This window comes from Mycobacterium senriense, from assembly GCF_019668465.1.
GTDB lineage: Bacteria > Actinomycetota > Actinomycetes > Mycobacteriales > Mycobacteriaceae > Mycobacterium > Mycobacterium senriense.
Genome location: NZ_AP024828.1, coordinates 3,653,834 through 3,672,527 on the forward strand (window position 1 = coordinate 3,653,834; position 18,694 = coordinate 3,672,527).

16 protein-coding genes are annotated in these 18,694 nt (G+C 66.9%); 11 read left to right on the forward strand and 5 right to left on the reverse strand.

The genetic code is table 11. The annotated features are described in order from the left end of the window. Positions 1–10: 10 nt before the first annotated feature. On the reverse strand, positions 11–1,441 hold the full coding sequence (locus MTY59_RS17475) for an MmgE/PrpD family protein (protein ID WP_221042262.1): 1,431 nt from the start codon (positions 1,439–1,441) through the stop codon (positions 11–13). 83 nt (positions 1,442–1,524) lie between these two features. Between MTY59_RS17475 and MTY59_RS17480 the strand changes: the two genes are divergently transcribed. Further along, the gene (locus MTY59_RS17480; RefSeq protein WP_221046498.1) at positions 1,525–2,337 is read left to right on the forward strand and encodes a GntR family transcriptional regulator; all 813 of its coding nucleotides are present in this window, start codon (positions 1,525–1,527) and stop codon (positions 2,335–2,337) included. Here the strand turns inward: MTY59_RS17480 and MTY59_RS17485 are convergent. Further along, complete coding sequence (locus MTY59_RS17485) at positions 2,334–3,212, reverse strand: ribokinase (protein ID WP_221042263.1); 879 nt, start codon at positions 3,210–3,212, stop codon at positions 2,334–2,336. The genes MTY59_RS17480 and MTY59_RS17485 overlap by 4 nt on opposite strands. A gap of 155 nt (positions 3,213–3,367) precedes the next feature. Between MTY59_RS17485 and MTY59_RS17490 the strand changes: the two genes are divergently transcribed. The 10 genes from MTY59_RS17490 (at position 3,368) to MTY59_RS17535 (ending at position 14,058) form a co-directional block, all read left to right on the forward strand. Further along, a complete protein-coding gene (locus MTY59_RS17490) occupies positions 3,368–5,560 on the forward strand; it encodes an adenylate/guanylate cyclase domain-containing protein (protein ID WP_221042264.1) in 2,193 nt (730 codons plus the stop codon). Then, positions 5,560–6,963, forward strand: a complete 1,404-nt coding sequence (locus MTY59_RS17495; RefSeq protein WP_221042265.1) for a mechanosensitive ion channel family protein — start codon at positions 5,560–5,562, stop codon at positions 6,961–6,963. Before MTY59_RS17490 ends, MTY59_RS17495 begins: the two co-directional genes overlap by 1 nt. Positions 6,964–7,019: 56 nt before the next feature. Further along, the gene (locus MTY59_RS17500) at positions 7,020–8,279 is read left to right on the forward strand and encodes a glutamate-5-semialdehyde dehydrogenase (RefSeq protein ID WP_221042266.1); all 1,260 of its coding nucleotides are present in this window, start codon (positions 7,020–7,022) and stop codon (positions 8,277–8,279) included. A 37-nt stretch (positions 8,280–8,316) separates the two neighbouring features. Then, a complete protein-coding gene (locus MTY59_RS17505; protein ID WP_007769847.1) occupies positions 8,317–9,192 on the forward strand; it encodes an AAA family ATPase in 876 nt (291 codons plus the stop codon). A 10-nt stretch (positions 9,193–9,202) separates the two neighbouring features. Then, entirely contained in the window at positions 9,203–10,651 is a 1,449-nt protein-coding gene (locus tag MTY59_RS17510; RefSeq protein WP_221042267.1) for a vWA domain-containing protein, read from the forward strand. Positions 10,652–10,758: 107 nt separating this feature from the next. Beyond that, positions 10,759–11,424 (forward strand): nicotinate-nucleotide adenylyltransferase, encoded by a 666-nt coding sequence (gene nadD / locus MTY59_RS17515; RefSeq protein ID WP_221042268.1) that lies wholly within the window; start codon positions 10,759–10,761, stop codon positions 11,422–11,424. Then, a complete protein-coding gene (gene rsfS / locus MTY59_RS17520; RefSeq protein ID WP_221042269.1) occupies positions 11,421–11,816 on the forward strand; it encodes a ribosome silencing factor in 396 nt (131 codons plus the stop codon). Before nadD ends, rsfS begins: the two co-directional genes overlap by 4 nt. After that, positions 11,813–12,487 (forward strand): glucosyl-3-phosphoglycerate phosphatase, encoded by a 675-nt coding sequence (gpgP, locus tag MTY59_RS17525; RefSeq protein WP_221042270.1) that lies wholly within the window; start codon positions 11,813–11,815, stop codon positions 12,485–12,487. The genes rsfS and gpgP overlap by 4 nt, the downstream gene beginning before the upstream one ends. After that, complete coding sequence (gene octT / locus MTY59_RS17530; RefSeq protein WP_221042271.1) at positions 12,477–13,220, forward strand: diglucosylglycerate octanoyltransferase; 744 nt, start codon at positions 12,477–12,479, stop codon at positions 13,218–13,220. Before gpgP ends, octT begins: the two co-directional genes overlap by 11 nt. A gap of 4 nt (positions 13,221–13,224) precedes the next feature. After that, positions 13,225–14,058, forward strand: coding sequence for a DegV family protein (locus MTY59_RS17535; protein WP_221042272.1), 834 nt, complete (start codon positions 13,225–13,227; stop codon positions 14,056–14,058). Between the two features lie 51 nt (positions 14,059–14,109). On the opposite strand, the gene MTY59_RS17540 is transcribed toward MTY59_RS17535, so the two are convergent. The 3 genes from MTY59_RS17540 to MTY59_RS17550 form a co-directional block, all read right to left on the reverse strand. After that, entirely contained in the window at positions 14,110–17,010 is a 2,901-nt protein-coding gene (locus MTY59_RS17540) for an MMPL/RND family transporter (protein ID WP_221042273.1), read from the reverse strand. Further along, the gene (locus tag MTY59_RS17545) at positions 17,007–17,435 is read right to left on the reverse strand and encodes an MmpS family transport accessory protein (RefSeq protein ID WP_415822677.1); all 429 of its coding nucleotides are present in this window, start codon (positions 17,433–17,435) and stop codon (positions 17,007–17,009) included. Before MTY59_RS17545 ends, MTY59_RS17540 begins: the two co-directional genes overlap by 4 nt. A gap of 180 nt (positions 17,436–17,615) precedes the next feature. Next, positions 17,616–18,674 (reverse strand): NAD(P)H-dependent amine dehydrogenase family protein, encoded by a 1,059-nt coding sequence (locus tag MTY59_RS17550; RefSeq protein ID WP_221042274.1) that lies wholly within the window; start codon positions 18,672–18,674, stop codon positions 17,616–17,618. Positions 18,675–18,694: the final 20 nt, after the last annotated feature.

Genomic DNA, 18,694 nt, shown 5'->3' on the forward strand with positions numbered 1-18,694 from the left:
GTGCGTCCTTTCAGTCCAGTGCGCCCGCGACGGGGCCGGCGAGCAGGTCGATCAGGTTGTTGATGTCGGTCAGGTCGTCGAGCCCGATCACCGCCCGCTCGATTGCCGCGGCGCGGCCGTGATTGGTGACCCGGTCGGCCAGCGCGTGGAACTTGGCCACCAATTCGTCGTTGGTGACCGGATCGTCGGGTGCGCCGTGCGGCAGGGCGACTCGCGCGCGGTGCACGGTTCCGTCCCGGGTGGTCACCGCGACGTCGGTGCGGAATCTCTCGGCGATGCCGGCGCCGGCCAGTGATTCGTCGAGATGCACCGTGGTGGACGCGATCAGTGACCAGATGTCGTCGGAATCGAGCCGGGCCGGGGTGAACTGCTCGGGCAACACGTCGCCGTCGAGCAACGCGGCCGCGGTGGCGTACCCGATGTTCATCTGTGCCCCGATCGGGGTGAGCGGGCGCTCCGGCGGCCACCAACCATGCTTGTACACGGTCTCTCCGACGGTGATGTCGACCGACGAGATGTCTTCGGGTGCGACCGAATTCCGTAACTGTCGGGCGGCGTCGATGGCACCGTGCAGCCCACCCATCGCGGCATAGGACTTGACCATGATGAGGGAGGTCTCCCAGCGGTGGCCGAGTTCGCCGGTCAGCGGTGCGGCATCCGGATCGTGCCCCTCGCCGAAAACGCTGAGGAAGCCGCCATATTCACGTTCGAACACGCGCTTGATCCCGGTGTAACCGGCGGCCGCCAGACCCGCCGCGTAGAAGCCGTTGCGCGCCGCCAGGCCGTGGTGCATGCGCTTGCTCATCGCTTCGTACTGCGCGGCCATCAGACCCGCCGATTGGGTTGCGGCCAGGCCCAGCGCGTCTTCCAGCTGCGCCGGCGGCAGTCCGCGCAGCTTGCCGGACGCCATCGCCGCCGAATGGGTGCCGAAGACCGGGCCCGAATGCCATCCGCGGTCCAGCATTTGGGTGCCGTGCAGGGTGTAGCCCACGCGGGGCCCGACCTCGAACCCGGCGATGGCCGCGAGCAGCAGTTCGGAGCCGCCGGTCGGCGCCGGACGTGTCGACGCCGTCGACAGCAGCGCCGGGATGAGCAGCGAGCAGCTGTGCAGCGGGGCCAGCGGGTGGAAGTCGTCGAGTTCGAAGCCCTGGATGAACGTGCCGTTGAGCACCGCGGCCGCGGGCGCACTGGTCCGCAGGCCGGTCCCGATGACGGCGCAGTCGCCGGGGCCCTCCAAGCCCAGCACGGCGTCGGTGGCGACGCGTGACCACGGCAATTGGGCCTCCACCAGGGCGCAGCCGATGCCGTCGAGCAGCAGGTGTTTGGCGCGATCGACGACGGCAGCGGGGACATCGTCGAGCGTGAGCCCGGCGACCCAGGTGGCAAGGCGCCCGGTCGGCCCGGTCGGATCGGTGGCGGCCCCCTGCTGCACCGCGGTCATCGCGACCCCCTAGTCGACGGGTGATAGTTGTTATATGTTTATAACAACTGATCGGATCGTGCAAGGGAGGCGGTGTGACAGCATTGAGCACCGTGCAGCAGCGCAGCGAGAAGGCCGGGCCGGTGTCCGTCACCGCCGGTGTGCCGTTGCACCGGCAGCTGTACTTGGTGCTGCACGACGAGATCGACCGCGGGGTGATCGCCCCCGGCGAGGCGCTGCCCACCGAGCAGACCCTGTGCGATCAGTTCGGGGTCTCTCGCATCACCGTGCGGCGCGCGCTGGCCGACCTCGCCGAACAGGGTTACATCGAACGCCGGCATGGCATCGGTTCGTTTGTGCGCCAACATGATCCGGCCGATGTGCCGACCGGGCGCTCGTATCTGCAAGAACTGCGCCAGACCCAATTCGAGACCGAGGTCGAGGTGGTCGAACTTGGCACGCGGTCGCCCACCCGGGTCGTCGCCGAAAGCCTCGGGAGCACCGGCGAGTTGCTGCACGTCGTGCGGGTGCGACGACAGCGCAGGACCGGCGAGCCGCTATTGGTGACCGACGCCTGGCTGCCGCTGGAACTGGCCCCGGTGCTGACGGAGGCCGCGTTGCGGCGCGCACCCCTCTACGAGCTGTTGTCCGACGGCGGCATCACCATGAACCGGGTGCGGCACGAGATCACGGCCGAAATCGCGGGCCCGCGCAACGCGCATCTGCTCGACATGCCGATCGGCGCGGCCCTGTTGCGGGTCAACCGGCTCGTCTATGCGGCCGACGCACCGCATCACTATCTCTCGGCCCTGCTATCGCCGAGCCGAAGTCGCGTGCTGCTCACCCAGGCGGCCGACGAGTTGGAGACCGGCGACGGTCTGAGAATCGCCCACGACGTCGGCGGGCGGAGCGGCTAGGACGCGTCGCGGACCGCCTTGTCTATTGCACCGACGTCGGGTGCGCAATCGCCGGCGCCGGCGACCAACGTCGCCAGCGCACCCGCCGCGCACGCACGCTGCAACGCGAGCCGCCGCTGATCCCGCGAGCCCGGATTGGACGGCCAATTCGCGGCCAGCACGCCGGCGAACACGTCGCCGGCCCCGGTGGTGTCCACCGGATCCACTGTCGGGGCCGGCACGGTGTACTGGCCGTCCGTGCCCACGTAGCGGGCGCCGTGCGCGCCCAGTGTGATCACTAAATGCTCTGGGCGCCAAGGCCATTCGTCGGCTTCGTCTTCGTTGGTGATCACCACGTCCGCCGCGGCCGCCAATTCGCCCAACGAGCGGGGGTCCTGCCCGGCCGGCGAGGCATTCACGACGACGATCGCCCCCGCCGAACGCGCGTGTTGCGCCGCCGCGACAGCCGTGTCCACCGGAATCTCCAGCTGGGTCAACATCACATCGCAGTCCGCGACGACCCCGCGCGCACGGTCGTCGGTCAGCGTGAAACGACCGTTGGCGCCCGGCGCGACGACGATGGTGTTCTCGGCGTTCGCGTCGACCACCACGATGGCCGTGCCGCTGGGGCCTGGAATCTCGACGGCTCCGTCCAGTCCGACCCCGTTGGCCTCCAGGTGTGCGCGCAATTGTTCGGCGGCCGCGTCATCGCCCACCGCGCCGACGAACTGCACCTGCGCGCCCGCGCGCGCTGCCGCCACCGCCTGATTGCCGCCCTTGCCGCCGGGCGCCTGGGTCAACGACGACGCCAAAACCGTTTCGCCAGGCCGCGGAAGGGCGTCGACACCCAACGACAGATCGAGATTCACGCTGCCCACTACACAAACCCCAGCCATGACGGCGACGTTAGTCGCGACGGGATGGCGAAGCACACCAGGGGCACCGGCACTTTCGACGCCGAATCGCGTCACGGCAAACGCCGAATAACTCGATATCCGCGCGATATTCTGCTGCGTTAGGGGTGCTGGATCCCAAGAAAAGGGGCAAGCGATTGACCACGAGCGAGTTAACAGACGCTGAACCCCAAATCGATCCCGGCCCGGCTCAACCGGCCACCAAGCGTCCGCGCCAGCGTGCCCTGGCCCGGTTCCGGTTCGGCATCCAGTCCAAGATCCTGATCACGATGCTCCTGTCGAGCATCCTGGGCGTGGCGGTGATCGGCGCCATCGGGGCGGCGTCCGGGCGCAACGCCTTGCGGCAGGTCGAGTCCGAACGCCTGATCGAGATGCGTGAATCCCAGAAGCGTGCCGTTCAGGCGTTGTTTCGTGAGGTGTCGAATTCGCTGATCGTCTACAGCGGCGGCTTCAGCGTCAACGAGGCGACGACGGCCCTCACGGCGGACTTCGCCCAACTGAACAACGCGACGATCACGCCGGACCAACAGCAGTCGCTGGTCAATTACTACGACAACGACATGATCAAACCGATCAAGCAAATCACCGGGGACACCATCGATATTCGGGCTGTCCTGCCAAGTTCCAACGCGCAGAAGTACGTTCAGGCGCATTACACCGCTGCGCCCCGGGCGAACCCCGACGCGCTCCCCGTCCAGGACGCCGGCGACGGCAGCGCCTGGTCGGCCGCCAACGCGCGCTTCGACTTCTACATGCGCGGCATCGTCACCCGCTTCGACTATCGGGATGCGCTGCTGTTGGACATGCAGGGCAATGTCGTCTACAGCGTGCTGAAGGGTCCCGATCTCGGGACCAACATCCTGACCGGCCCGTACCGAGAGTCGAAGCTGCGGGAGGCGTACCAGAAAGCCTTGGCCTCCAACGACGTCGACTTCGTCTGGATCACCGATTTCCAGCAGTACCAGCCGGCACTCGACACCCCCACGGCCTGGGTGGTGTCACCTGTCGGCATGAACGGCAAGTTCGAAGGCGTGATGGCGCTGCCGGTTCCGGTCGCGAAGATCAACAAGATCATGACCGCCGACAAGCACTGGGACGCCGCCGGGATGGGGCCCGCGACCGAAACGTATCTGGCGGGCCCCGACGACCTGATGCGTTCCGATTCGCGAGATTTCATCGAGGACCCGAAGGCATACCGCCGCTCGGCGATCGATGCGGGCACGCCGCCCGACGTGGTGGACCGGGCGATCCGGTTGGGTACCACCACCCTGGTGCAGCCGGTTGACACCGCGGGTCTTCGCGCCGCCCAACGCGGCGAGACAGGAGTGGTCAGCGCCACCGATTACCTGGGCAACAGGGAGCTGGAAGCCTATGCCCCGCTGAACATCGCCAACTCCGATCTGCACTGGTCGATTCTCGCGACGCGGGACAACTCCGACGCGTTCGCCCGGCTTGGCAGGTTCAGCAAGACGCTGGTGATCGCGGTCGCTGCAATGATCTTCGCCATCTGTGTGGCCTCGATGTTCGTCGCGCAGGCCGCGGTGCGTCCGGTCCGGCGCCTCGAAGAGGGCACCCGAAAGATCAGCTCCGGCGACTACGAGATGAACATCCCGGTCCGACGGCGTGATGAGATCGGCGATCTCACGGCGGCTTTCAACGAGATGAGCCGCAGTCTGGCGATCAAGGAGGAGCTGCTCGACGAGCAGCGCCGGGAAAACGACCGCCTGTTGCTGGCGCTGATGCCCGAGTCGGTGCTGCAACGCTATCGCGACGGCGAGGAGACCATCGCCCAGAAACATCAGGACGTCGCCATCATCTATGCCGACATCGTCGGCCTGGACGAGATCTCCAGCGACGTGCCGGAGGACGATTTGGTCGCCACCATCGACGATCTCTTCCGGCAATTCGATTCCGCCGCCGAATCCCTTGGCGTCGAACGGATCCGCACCTTCCACAACGGTTATCTCGCCAGCTGCGGGATGGTCACCCCCCGGCTGGACAGCATTCACCGTGCCGTCGACTTCGCCCTCGAGGTCGGTCGCATCATCGATCGATTCAACGGCCAATCGGTGCACCAGCTGGGCCTACGAGTCGGCGTCAACACGGGCAACGTGGTGAGCGGGCTGGTCGGCCGCTCCAGCCTGGTTTATGACATGTGGGGCGGCGCCGTCAGCCTGGCCTACCAAATGCACAGTGGCGCACCGCAACCGGGAATCTACGTCAGTTCGCAAGTGTACGAGGCGATGCGGGACGTTCGGCAGTTCACGCCGGCGGGCACCATCTCCGTTGGCGGCGCCGACCAGGTCATCTACCGGTTGCAGGAGCGCTGATGAACCTCTTCAACTCGACATGGTTCTACTGGGCGATCGGCATCGCGGTCGGACTGCCGCTCGGGTTGATCGCCCTGACCGAGCTGCACGACGCGCTGCTGCGCCGGAACAGCCCGCTGGCCCGGCAGGTGAGCCTGCTGCGCAACTACCTGCTCCCGCTCGGTGCGCTGTTGCTGCTGTTGGTCCAGGCCTCGCAGATTCCGGCCGGTGACGTTCCGGTGCGCGTCCTCACCACGGTGTTCGGCCTGCTGGTGCTGGTCCTCGTGCTGTCCGGCCTCAACGCGACGATGTTCGAAGGCGCACCCGAAAAGAGTTGGCGCAAAAGGCTACCCACCATCTTTCTGGATTGCGCCCGGTTTGCGGTGATCGGCGTCGGCCTGGCGGTGATGTCCTCCTACATCTGGGGTGTGCGGATCGGCGGTATCTTCACCGCGCTGGGCGTCACGTCGGTCGTCATCGGTCTGATGCTCCAGAACTCCGTCGGCCAGATCGTGTCGGGCTTGTTCATGCTGTTCGAGCAGCCCTTCCGCATCGACGAGTGGCTGGACACCGGCACCGCGCGCGGACGCGTAATCGAGGTGAACTGGCGCGCCGTGCACATCGACACCGGCAGTGGAATTCGGGTGATGCCGAACTCGATGCTCGCCAGCACCGCGTTCACGAATCTCAGCCGCCCGCCGGGCCCGCACAAGCTGTCGGTGACGACGACGTTCTCCAGCGTCGACCCGCCGGACCGGGTGTGTGCGCTGCTGTCGCGTATCGCCCAGGGATTGCCGCAACTCAAGGCCGGCAGCGTGCCGCGGTCGGTCGCGGTGGGCGCGGGCGAGTACCGCACGACCATCGGGGTGAACTCACCGGCGGACGCCGGCGCCGCCAAGGCCACCTTCCTGCGCTGGACCTGGTATGCGGCCCGACGTGAGGATCTGCACCTCGACGACGCCGACGACGACTTCTCCACCATCGAACGGGTGGAGCACGCGTTGCACACGGTGGTGGCGCCGGCGTTGCGGATCGGCGCCGAGGAGCAGCGATCGCTGCGGTCGGCGGCGCGGATCGTCCGCTACGGCGCCGACGAGGTGGTGGAGTACGCCGGCCAGGTGCCCACGACCATGACGTTCCTGGTCTCCGGGCGCGTGCAGTTGACCGCGACCGCCGACGACGGATCGATGGTGCCGATCAGCACGCTGCTCGAGGGGTCGTTCCTGGGACTCACTGCGCTGACCCGGCAACCGAACCTGGCCAGCGCGTACGCGCTGGAAGAGGTCACCGCGCTGGAGATCGACCGAGAGCACATCGAGCACCTGGTGACGCGTGCGCCCCTGTTGCTGCAGAACTTCGGCACCATCATCGAAGAGCGGCGCAGCAAGGTGCGCAGCGCGCGGCGCGGCGAGCGGGTGGGATAACCAACCCCCAATCGGGTCGCCTCACCCGGGGTTTTGCCGCCGGATACCCTGGTTCAATGAGTCTGCAAGCACCATCGCTTCCCGACTTGCGCCAGGAGGTGCACAACGCCGCACGCCGCGCCCGGGTCGCGTCACGTGTCCTGGCATTGCTGCCGACGGTTGCCAAGGATCAGGCGCTGCGTTCTGCGGCCGACGCGATAGCCGCCCACACCGACTTGATCCTGTCGGCCAACGCCGAAGACCTCGACGCCGCCCGAGCCGCCGGCACGCCGTCCGCGATGCTCGACCGGCTGGCCCTGGACCCCAAGCGCGTCGACGCCATCGCCGCCGGCTTGCGTCAGGTCGCCGGGCTGCCCGACCCGGTCGGTGAGGTGTTGCGCGGCTACACCCTGCCCAACGGGCTGCAGCTGCGCCAGCAGCGCGTCCCGCTGGGCGTCGTCGGCATGATCTACGAGGGCCGGCCCAACGTGACCGTCGACGCCTTCGGTTTGGCGCTGAAGTCCGGCAATGCGGTGTTGCTGCGCGGAAGTTCGTCGGCCTCGCGGTCCAACCAGGCGCTGGTGCAGGTGCTGCGGGCGTCCCTGGTCAGCGAGGACCTGCCGGCCGATGCGGTGCAACTGCTTTCGGCCGATGATCGCGCCACGGTGACGCATCTGATCCAGGCCCGCGGCCTGGTCGACGTGGTGATTCCGCGCGGCGGGGCGAGCCTGATCGACGCGGTGGTCCGCGACGCGCAGGTGCCCACCATCGAGACCGGCGTCGGCAACTGCCACGTCTACGTGCACGAGGGAGCCGACCTGGATGTGGCGGAGCGAATCCTGCTGAATTCCAAGACCCGTCGGCCCAGTGTCTGCAACGCCGCAGAGACACTGCTGATCGACGTCGGGATCGCCGAGGAGGCGTTGCCCCGGCTGGTGACCGCCCTGCAGGACGCCGGTGTGACGGTGCACGGTGGATTTTCCAAGGACGCGCACGAGGACGACCTGCGTCGTGAGTACCTGTCGATGGACATCGCGGTGGCGGTGGTCGACGGTATCGACGCCGCGATCGCTCACATCAACGAGTACGGCACCGGACACACCGAGGCCATCGTGACCACCAATATGGCTGCGGCGCACAAGTTTACGGACGGCATTGACGCCGCCGCGGTGATGGTGAACGCGTCCACGGCGTTCACCGACGGTGAGCAGTTCGGCTTCGGCGCCGAGATCGGCATCTCCACTCAGAAGCTGCATGCCCGCGGCCCGATGGGACTGCCCGAATTGACCTCGACCAAATGGATTGCGTGGGGAGACGGACAAACTCGTCCGGCCTGATACCCCGCGTGGAGCAAGTGTTTTAGGAGAATCGATTGTGAGTGTGCCCGCCCGGTCCAAGCCGTTGTTCGACGACATCGACGACGTCTCGCGGCGGTTGGCCGAGACCGGATACCTGCCCGACACCGCCACCGCGACGGCCGTGTTCCTGGCCGACCGGCTCGGCAAGCCGTTGTTGGTGGAAGGCCCGGCCGGCGTGGGCAAGACCGAGCTGGCCCGCGCCATCGCCCAGGCCACCGGCTCGGGCCTGGTGCGCCTGCAGTGCTACGAGGGCGTCGACGAGGCGCGCGCGCTGTACGAGTGGAACCACGCCAAGCAGATCCTGCGCATCCAGGCCGGTTCGGGGGACTGGGACCAGACCAAGGACGACGTGTTCAGCGAGGAGTTCCTGCTGCAGCGTCCGTTGCTGACCGCGATCCGGCGCACCGAGCCCACGGTGCTGCTCATCGACGAGACCGACAAGGCCGACATCGAGATCGAGGGCCTGCTGCTGGAGGTGCTGTCGGACTTCGCCGTGACCGTTCCCGAGCTGGGCACGATCACCGCCGAGCGCACTCCGCTGGTGGTACTGACCTCCAACGCCACCCGCGAACTCTCTGAGGCGCTCAAGCGTCGGTGCCTGTTCTTGCACATCGACTTTCCCAGTCCCGACCTGGAACGCCGCATTTTGCTGTCCCGGGTCCCCGAGCTGCCGGCGCACCTGGCCGAGGAGCTCGTTCGCATCATCGGCGTGCTGCGCGGCATGCAGCTCAAGAAGGTGCCGTCCATCGCCGAGACCATCGACTGGGGCCGCACGCTGCTCGCGCTGGGCCTGGACACCATCGACGACGCGGTCGTCGCCGCCACGCTGGGGGTGGTGCTCAAACACCAGTCCGACCAGCAGCGCGCAACCGGCGAGCTGCGGCTGAACTAGGACTGCTGAGATGGCCACCCGCCGTATCCGACCCTCCCGGCCGCTCGCCCCGCACGGGCTGCCGGGCCACCTGGTGGGATTTGTGGAAGCGCTTCGCGGGGCAGGGATTTCGGTCGGTCCGTCGGAGACAGTGGACGCCGGGCGGGTGATGGCGACGCTCGGCCTGGGTGACCGGAAGGTGCTGCGCGAGGGCCTCGCATGCGCCGTGCTGCGCCGCTCGGATCACCGCGAGACCTACGACGCGATGTTCGACCTGTGGTTCCCCGCGGCGCTGGGCGCTCGCGCGGTGGTCACCGACGACGAGGCCGACGATTCGCCGGACGACGACGCGTTGCCGGCCGACGACGTCGAGGCGATGCGTCAGATGCTGGCGGAGCTGCTGACCGAGAACCCCGATCTCGCCGAGATGGACGAGCGCCTGGTGGCGATGATCGCCCAAATCGTGGAGGCCTACGGCAAATACAGCTCCAGCCGCGGCCCGTCGTTCTCGTCGTATCAGGCACTCAAGGCGATGGCGCTGGACGAGCTCGAGGGCAAGCTGCTGGCCGGGCTGCTCGCCTCGTACGGCGAGGAACCCACTCCCAGTCAGGAGGAGATCGCCAAAGCGCTTGCCGCGCAGCGGATCTCCCAGATACGCAAGCTGGTCGACTCCGAGACCAAACGGCGCACCGCGGAGCAGCTGGGCCGCGATCACGTCCAGATGTACGGCATTCCACAGCTTTCCGAGAACGTCGAATTTCTACGCGCCTCCGGCGAGCAGCTGCGCCAGATGCGCCGGGTGGTGGCCCCACTGGCCCGCACGCTGGCGACCCGGCTCGCGGCCCGCCGGCGACGCAGCCGTGCCGGGACGATCGATCTGCGCAAGACGCTGCGCAAGTCGATGTCCACCGGAGGGGTGCCGATCGACGTGGTGCTGGCCAAGCCGCGCCCGGCACGGCCGGAGCTGGTGGTGCTGTGCGACGTGTCCGGCTCGGTCGCCGGGTTCAGCCATTTCACCCTGCTGCTGGTACACGCTCTGCGCCAACAGTTCTCGCGGGTGCGCGTGTTCGCCTTCATCGACACCACCGACGAGGTGACCCACATGTTCGGACCGGAGGCGGACCTGGCCGTGGCCATCCAGCGGATCACCCGCGAGTCCGGCGTGTACAGCCGTGACGGCCATTCGGATTACGGCAACGCGTTCGCGTCGTTCGTGCAGGCGTTCCCCAATGTGCTGTCACCGCGCGCCTCGCTGCTGGTCCTCGGGGATGGCCGCACCAACTACCGCAATCCGGAGATTGAGCTGCTGACCCACATGGTGAGCGCAAGCCGGCACGCGCACTGGCTCAATCCCGAGCCGAAGCACCTGTGGGGCAGCGGCGACTCGGCGGTGCCGCGCTATCAAGAGGTCATCCCGATGCACGAGTGCCGGTCCGCCAAGCAGCTGGCCGCGGTGATCGACCAGCTGTTGCCGGTGTAGGGGCGCGGGCACGGTGTCGTGCCTCCCGACGCAGAGGCTGGTGTGGCCCGTGTGACCAACGCCTGGGAAATCGGGCCGTAACACCGGCTCAAGTAAGCTGGCAAATCGTGCAAAAGCAGCTTCGCAGGTTAGGGGTGATGGGTGGGACGTTCGACCCCATCCATTACGGCCACCTGGTTGCCGCCAGTGAGGTCGCCGACCTGTTCGACCTCGACCAGGTGGTGTTCGTGCCCAGCGGGCAGCCCTGGCAGAAGGAGCGGCACGTTTCCGCCGCCGAGGACCGGTATCTGATGACGGTGATCGCCACGGCGTCCAATCCCCGCTTCTCGGTCAGCCGGGTCGACATCGACCGCGGCGGCCCCACCTACACCAAGGACACGCTGAGCGATCTGCGCGCCCTCAACCCGGACTGCGAGCTGTACTTCATCACCGGTGCCGACGCGCTGGCCTCCATTCTCTCGTGGCAGGGCTGGGAAACGGTGTTCGACCTGGCGCGCTTCATCGGGGTCAGCCGGCCCGGCTACGAGCTGCGCCGCGAACACATCACCGGCGTGCTCGGCGAGCTGCCCGACGACGCCCTGACGCTCGTCGAGATCCCGGCGCTGGCCATCTCCTCGACCGATTGCCGTCAACGCGCCGCGCAGCGCAGGCCGCTGTGGTACCTGATGCCCGACGGCGTCGTGCAGTACGTCTCCAAGCGCCGGCTGTACCGCGACGAGGGGCCGCCGGTGATCGTCAACGAAGCACGCCTGAGCACAGGGGAACGCCCATGAGCGCCACCCGGGAGGCCATCGACATGGCAACGGTGGCCGCGGGCGCGGCCGCCGCGAAGCTGGCCGACGACGTCGTCGTCATCGACGTCTCGGCCCAGCTCGCCATCACGGACTGCTTCGTGATCGCCTCGGCGTCCAACGAGCGACAGGTCAACGCCATCGTCGACGAGGTCGAGGAGAAGATGCGTAAGGCGGGCTACAAGCCGGCGCGCCGCGAGGGCACGCGAGAAGGCCGCTGGACGCTGCTGGACTATCGCGACATCGTCGTTCACATTCAGCACCAGGAAGACCGCGACTTCTATGCCCTGGACCGGCTGTGGAGTGACTGCCCGACGGTGCCGGTGGAGCTGGACGAGAGTCCCGAGAACTCTGAAGACTCGGGCGCGCCATGAGCATTCGGCGTCTGATCATGTTGCGGCACGGGCAAACCGAGTTCAATGCCGGTAGCCGGATGCAGGGCCAGCTGGATTCCGAACTGAGCGAACTCGGGCGGGCGCAGGCGATCGCCGCCGCCGAGGTGCTGGGCAAGCTGCAGCCGCTGCTGATCGTGTCGTCGGATCTGCATCGTGCCTATGACACGGCGATCAGGCTGGGGGAGGTAACCGGTCTGCCGATACGGGTGGACCAGCGGTTGCGGGAAACCCATCTGGGCGACTGGCAGGGCCTGACCCACACCGACGTCGACGCGCAGGCCCCGGGTGCACGGCTGGCCTGGCGCGAGGACGCCACCTGGGCGCCGCACGGCGGTGAGAGCAGGGTCGACGTCGCGGCCCGCAGCGTGCCGCTGATTGCCGAACTGGTGTCCGGCGAGCCGGAATGGGGTGATCCCGACGGGCCGGATCGCCCGGTGGTGCTGGTGGCCCACGGGGGCCTGATCGCCGCGCTGTCGGCCGCGCTGCTGAAGCTTCCGGTCGCCAACTGGCCGATCCTGGGCGGCATGGGCAATGCCAGCTGGGTGCAACTGTCCGGACACAACGACGATCCCGCCGACGAATTCGACAGCATCCGTTGGCGTCTGGATGTGTGGAACGCTTCGGCGCAGGTGTCCAACGATGTCCTCTGAACGGCCGCCGACGCCCACCCTGCTGATTTTCGCCGACTCGTTGGCCTACTATGGGCCGACCGGAGGGCTGCCCGCCGACGATCCCCGTATCTGGCCGAACATCGTTGCGGCGCAATTGGGTTGGGACGTCGAGCTGATCGGCCGCATCGGGTGGACGTGCCGCGACATCTGGTGGGCGGCGACTCAGGACCCCCGGGCCTGGGCGGCGCTGCCCAGGGCCGGCGCGGTAATTTTCGCCACCGGCGGCATGGATTCACTGCCGTCGGTGCTGCCGACCGCGCTGCGCGAACTGATCCGCTATGTACGGCCGCCCTGGCTGCGGCGCTGGGTCCGCGACGGCTACGGTTGGCTGCAGCCCCGGCTCTCGCCGGTGGCCCGATCGGCGCTGCCTCCGCACCTGAGTGCGGACTACCTCGAACAGACCCGTGGCGCAATCGATTTCAACCGCCCCGGCATCCCGATCGTGGCCTCGCTGCCATCGGTGCACATCGCCGACACCTACGGCCGGGCGCACCACGGGCGCGCCGGGACGGTGGCCGCGATCACCGAATGGGCGCAGAACCACCAGGTGCCCCTGGTCGACCTCAAAGCCGCTGTCGCCGAGCAGGTTATGAGTGGCCGCGGCAACCCCGACGGCATTCACTGGAATTTCGAGGCTCACCAGGCGGTCGCGGAGTTGATGCTCAAGGCGCTGGCCGAGGCCGGGGTACCCAACGAGAAGCCCCGCGGGTAGCGCCATGACCGTAGTGGTGGTGACCGACTCGTCGGCACGTCTGCCCGCCGACCTGCTCGAAAAGTGGGGGATACGCGTCGTTCCGCTGCACATCCTGCTCGACGGCAACGATCTGCGCGACGGTGTCGACGACGTCCCCGGCGACGTCCACAAACTCGCGGCCACCACCGCCGCGGCCACTCCGGCCGAACTGGCCGACGTGTACCAGCAGGCGCTGACCGATAGCGGCGCCGACGGGGTTGTGGCCGTGCATATTTCGTCGGCGTTGTCGGGCACCTACCGGGCCGCCCAACGCACCGCCGCCGACCTCGATCCGAGCGTGCGCGTCGTCGATTCCAAGTCGGCGGCGATGGGGACCGGCTTCGTCGCGCTGGCCGCCGCGCGGGCCGCGGCCGACGGTAAAGACGTCGACGCCGTCGCGGACGCCGCGCGCGCGGCCGTGGACCGCGGACATGCCTTCATCGTGGTGCACCGGCTGGACAACCTGCGCCGCAGCGGACGCATCGGCGGGGCGAAGGCGTGGCTGGGCACCGCGCTGGCACTCAAGCCGCTGTTGCGCATCGATGACGGCAAACTCGTTCTGGCGCAACGGGTCCGCACGGTCAGCCATGCGACCGAGGCGATGATCGACCGGGTCTGTCAGGTAGTCGGCAACGACGCCGCCGCCCTGGCGGTGCACCACGTCAACAACCCGGACGGTGCGCGTGAGGTGGCGACGGCGCTGGGCGAGCGGTTGCCGGCGTGCGAGCCGGCGATCATCACCGAGCTGGGACCGGTGCTCGCGCTGCATGTCGGCGCGGGCGCGGTCGCGGTGTGCGTGGCGTTCGCCGATAGCTAGTCGCGATCGCAAGCGCGGCGTAGCCGGGCGCGGCGGGTCGCCACCGCCGGATTAGCTGGCGCTCACCGGCCGTCGCGCGTTGTCACCGCGCGGGTGCACCACTTGCGGCCACCAGAACCACCGTCCGAGCAGGGTGGCGATCGAGGGCATCAGCAACGTGCGCACGATCAACGTGTCGAGCAGCAGACCGATGCACACAGTGGACCCGAACTGCCCGAGCACCCGCAGATCACTGCCCAGCATGGACGCCATGGTGAAGGCGAACACCAGACCCGCGGCCGTCACCACACCACCGGTGCCGGCCATCGACCGGATGATGCCCGTCTTGAGCCCGCGATGGATCTCTTCGCGGAACCGGGACACCAGTAGCAGGTTGTAGTCCGATCCCACGGCCAACAGGATGATGACCGACAGCGCCAACACGATCCAGTGGATCCTGATGCCGAACAGATCCTGCCAAATCAACACCGACAGACCGAAAGACGCCGCGATCGAACTGGCCGCCGTGCCGACGATCACCAGTGCCGCCACCACGCTACGGGTCAACAGCAGCATGATCATGAAGATCAGCGTGAGGGCTGACACCACCGCGATCATCAGGTCGTATTTCTCGCCGTCGGCCATGTCCTTGAAGGTCGCGGCGGTTCCGCCCAGATACACCCGGGCGTCCGACAGTGAGGACTGCTTCAGCGCCTCCTGCGCGGCGGTGCGTTCGGCGTCGACGCGCGCGATGCCCTCCGGCGACATCGGATCGCCTTGGTGGGTGATGAAGAACCGCGCCGACTTACCGTCCGGCGACAGGAACATGCGAAGACCCGTCTGGAAGTCGGGATTATCAAAGGCTTCCGGCGGGAGGTAGAAGAAGTCGTCGTTCTTGGAGTTGTCGAAGCTTTGACCCATCACGATCGAGGTGTTGCTCATCGCCTCCATCTGGTTGATCATCGCCTTGAACGTCTGGTAGAGCGTCAGCGTGATGCCCCTGGTGGTCTTCAGTGTGGTGATCAGCGGCGGAAACAGCGCGTTCAGGTCATGGGTGGCGTTGGCGGTGTGCTGGATGTCAGCGGTGAGGTAGTGGAACTGTTCGGCGAGTTGGTCGAACCCATCGAACGTATCGAAGAGGGACCGCAGCCCGATGCACACCGGAATGTCGTAGCAGTGCTTCTCCCAGTACATGTAAGAGCGTATCGGCCGGAATGTGTCGTCGAAGTCCGCGATGTGGTCACGCAGGGTGTCGGTGATCTGCGAGGTGACCGCCGTGGTCTTCGCGCTGTCGTCGGCGGCGTGGGCCAGATCCAGTGACACCTCGTACTGGCGTTGCGTGGTCTCGATCTGGGTCTGCAGGTCGTCCGCCATCCTCAGAATGTCGGCGATGCGCTCCTTGAGGAAGGCCATGTTCTGCATCGTCGTCTGGCTTTGCACGCTGTTCTGGAACGGAATCGAGCTGTGCTGAATTGGAATGCCCAGTGGCCGCGTGATGTCCTGGACCATGGCGATGCCGAGCGTGCGCATCTCATTCTTGGCCACCCGGTCCAGCACCAACATGTCCGCCGGGTTGCGCATGTCATGGTCGGACTCGACCATCAGCAGGTCGGGGTTCATCCGTGCTTCGGAGAAATGCCGATTCGCGGCTTCTTGCCCCTGATTGGACGGGGCTGACAGCGGCAGGTAATGGCGGTCGTTGTAGCTCGTCTTGAAGCTGGGCAGGGCGATCATGCCGACCATCACGATCGCGGCACTGACGGCCAAAATCGGTGCGGGCCAACGCACGACGGCGGTTCCCACCCGGCGCCACAGCCGCCCCCGCTTGGCCCGCTTTTCGAACATGTGGAAGCGGCTGCCGATGAATACGACCGCGGGGCCCAGGGTGAGTCCGGCAGCCACCACGACCAGCATGCCGATCGCCACCGGTGCACCCATGGTGTTGAACCAGGGCAGTCGAGCAAAACTCAGGCAGTAGGTGGCGCCGGCGATCGTCAGGCCGGAGCCCAGGACCACCGGGGCGACTCCCTTGAATGTGGTGTAGTAGGCGGTTTCTCGATCCTCGCCGGCGGCCAACGCTTCTTGATAGCGGCCGACGAGGAAGATGCCGTAGTCGGTTCCGGCGGCAATCGCCAGCATGGTGAGGATGTTGGCGGCAAAGGTGGTGAGGCCAAATGCGTTGTTGTAGGCCAGAACCGCGACGACGCCGCGCGCGCACGCCAGCGCCACTAAGGTCATGAAGAGCTGGATCAGGGTGGTGGAGATGGACCGGTAGACCAGTAGCAACATGATCGCGATGGCACCCAGGGTGAACAGCGTGATCGTGGCCAGGCTGGCGTTGCCGATGATGTGCATGTCGTCGGAGAGCGCCGCGGGCCCGGTGACGTAGGTTTTGACGCCGGGCGGCGGCTTGTTCTCGTCGATCACCTTGTGGACGGCGTCCACGGAGTTGTTCGCCTGCGTGGTGCCCTGATTGCCGGCGAGGTTCACCTGTACGTACGCACTCTTGGCGTCGGCGCTCTGCGCGCCCGCGGCGGTGAGCCGGTCACCCCAGAAGTCCTGGATGTGCTGGATGTGCTTGGGATCCTGGCGCAGTTCTCGGATCAGCTTGTCGTAGTACTGGTGCGCGTCCTGGCCTAAGGGGTGCTGACCCTCCAGGACGATCATGACGGTGCTGTTGGAATCGAATTCGTGGAAGTTGTGGCCCAGGCGCATCATCGCCTTCATCGACGGCGCGTCCAGCGGTGTCATCGGCGCCGAGTGCTGCTCGCCGACCACCTCCAGTCTGGGAACGATGACGTTCACCAGGACGGTGATGGCGACCCAGCCCAGAATGACCGGTATCGCGAAGATGCGGATCGCATGCGGAAGGTAGGGCCGGTGGCCGCGCTCGGCCTTAGGCAACCCCCGGGTTGTGATCGGGCCGGTGTCGGCCGCGCTCAGGTCGCGCTCGGTCTTGTTCACGTCGCTCATGCGGACTTCACCAGGCAGAAGGTCTGGGCATTATGGCCGTCGGAGTTTTGTTGTTCGCGGACGACGCCGTCCACGGTGATCTTGCAGGCGATCGTGCTGCCATCGCTCTGCGCCATGATGTTGGCGCTCACCGAGGGCAACGTGGTCGAGATCGTGGCCGACCAGGGCAGCGGGGCGTTGTTGACCTGGTGCGTGTTGGCGTTCTCATCCCAGTAGTTGATGTTTGCCGTGGTGCCCGGCGAGCCCGAGATTTCATAGACGACGACTTTCGGGTTGAACTGCACGATTTCGATACCCTTGCCGGCGTTCGCGTTGAGATCCTCCGAGCCGAAAATCCTGTGCAGCCGCGACACGATCAGTGCCGACAGCGCCAATACGACCACCAGCAGCAGCGGGATCCATCCTTGTTTCAACACGCGGATCAACAGGCCGGGGCGGGGACCTGAGTTTAGACTAGCCACCACCTGACCGCCTTCCGCAAAGCTCACCAACCGTCGCCGACGACACCAATGTCAACGGAACATTTGCTCAGTTAGGGATACTAACCTTAGTGCACGCAAGCGTTCCTCCCGGGGCCCGACAAGTTGTGGCGAACGGCATAGCCGCTAGTCAGCGAGGCGACCGGTGACCGGCGGCAGATCCGCCAGTGTCACGATCCCGGGTGCGGCGGCCACCACCGCCGGGACGGCGTTGGTAACCGGCATCGCGGTGTAAATCATTCCCAGTCCCATGAACCCGGGCTCCGTCCAATCCTTGGGCGGCAGGCAGTGCAACACGGTGCGCATGTTGGGCAGCCCGAACACCTGGATGACGTGGCCATGCTCGAGTGGTTTGGGTGGGACGACGTGACTGCCCATGGTCCAGTTGAACCCGACGCTGACGACGTTGCGATCGCCGACCCAGCCGCGGTGGTACCCGTAGACGCTGCCGACCGTTCCGGCGGGAATCTTCATGAAGCCCAGATCGGAATCGCCCGTGGCCGCGGTGAACGTGACATCGAAGGTGATCTTGTCCAGCTTCGCCCCGATCGCGTCGGCCATCATCGCGGCCGATTCGGCGAAGACCTCGCTTTCCCTCCGGACGTTTTCGGCCAGGCCCGGGGTATCGGGATCTTGCGAAAACCCCATGGCCGTCTGGGTTTCCGCCGACTCGTAGGTCGAGCAGTCGACGGATTCGGTGATCCGGATCTCGTCGACGCGCTCGCACGAGGCGGACAGCACCATGCCCACCATGTTCGTCATGCCCGGGTGGGCGCCGCTGCCGAAGATCGTCGAATTGCCCTTCTGGCAGGCGTCCTCGATGCGCTTGCGATCCTGCGGTGTCTGCTTGCCGCCGGTGATCCACGCCGCGCTGGTGCACACGTTGACTCCCGATTCCAGCAGCCGCACCAATTCATCGATGTTGGGCCACAACGGGTTGTAGCAACACGCGTCGGCGCCCAGGGCCAGCAGCGCGTCGATGTCGTTCGTCGCCCGCACCCCGGTCGGCTCGGGCCAGCCCGCCAGGTCGGCGGCGTCGACGCCCACCTTGTCCGCGCCGTGCGCATACACCCCGGCCAGTTCGAGGTCGGGCCGTCCGATGATGGCGTGCAGCGAACGACGACCGATGTTGCCGGTCGTCCACTGGATCACCCGCAGCGGACGGTCTGGACTGGTCGTTTCCATGCGGGCTCCTTTGCGGTGCG

What these genes read in the sequence shown, in the direction of transcription:
- gpgP (WP_221042270.1), top strand. Translation starts at nt 11,813, where the DNA reads ATGAGCATTCGGCGTCTGATCATGTTGCGGCACGGGCAAACCGAGTTC.
- MTY59_RS17495 (WP_221042265.1), top strand. Translation starts at nt 5,560, where the DNA reads ATGAACCTCTTCAACTCGACATGGTTCTACTGGGCGATCGGCATCGCG.
- MTY59_RS17550 (WP_221042274.1), bottom strand. Translation starts at nt 18,674, where the DNA reads ATGGAAACGACCAGTCCAGACCGTCCGCTGCGGGTGATCCAGTGGACG.
- octT (WP_221042271.1), top strand. Translation starts at nt 12,477, where the DNA reads ATGTCCTCTGAACGGCCGCCGACGCCCACCCTGCTGATTTTCGCCGAC.
- MTY59_RS17485 (WP_221042263.1), bottom strand. Translation starts at nt 3,212, where the DNA reads ATGGCTGGGGTTTGTGTAGTGGGCAGCGTGAATCTCGATCTGTCGTTG.
- MTY59_RS17510 (WP_221042267.1), top strand. Translation starts at nt 9,203, where the DNA reads ATGGCCACCCGCCGTATCCGACCCTCCCGGCCGCTCGCCCCGCACGGG.
- MTY59_RS17540 (WP_221042273.1), bottom strand. Translation starts at nt 17,010, where the DNA reads ATGAGCGACGTGAACAAGACCGAGCGCGACCTGAGCGCGGCCGACACC.
- rsfS (WP_221042269.1), top strand. Translation starts at nt 11,421, where the DNA reads ATGAGCGCCACCCGGGAGGCCATCGACATGGCAACGGTGGCCGCGGGC.
- MTY59_RS17535 (WP_221042272.1), top strand. Translation starts at nt 13,225, where the DNA reads ATGACCGTAGTGGTGGTGACCGACTCGTCGGCACGTCTGCCCGCCGAC.
- MTY59_RS17500 (WP_221042266.1), top strand. Translation starts at nt 7,020, where the DNA reads ATGAGTCTGCAAGCACCATCGCTTCCCGACTTGCGCCAGGAGGTGCAC.
- MTY59_RS17475 (WP_221042262.1), bottom strand. Translation starts at nt 1,441, where the DNA reads ATGACCGCGGTGCAGCAGGGGGCCGCCACCGATCCGACCGGGCCGACC.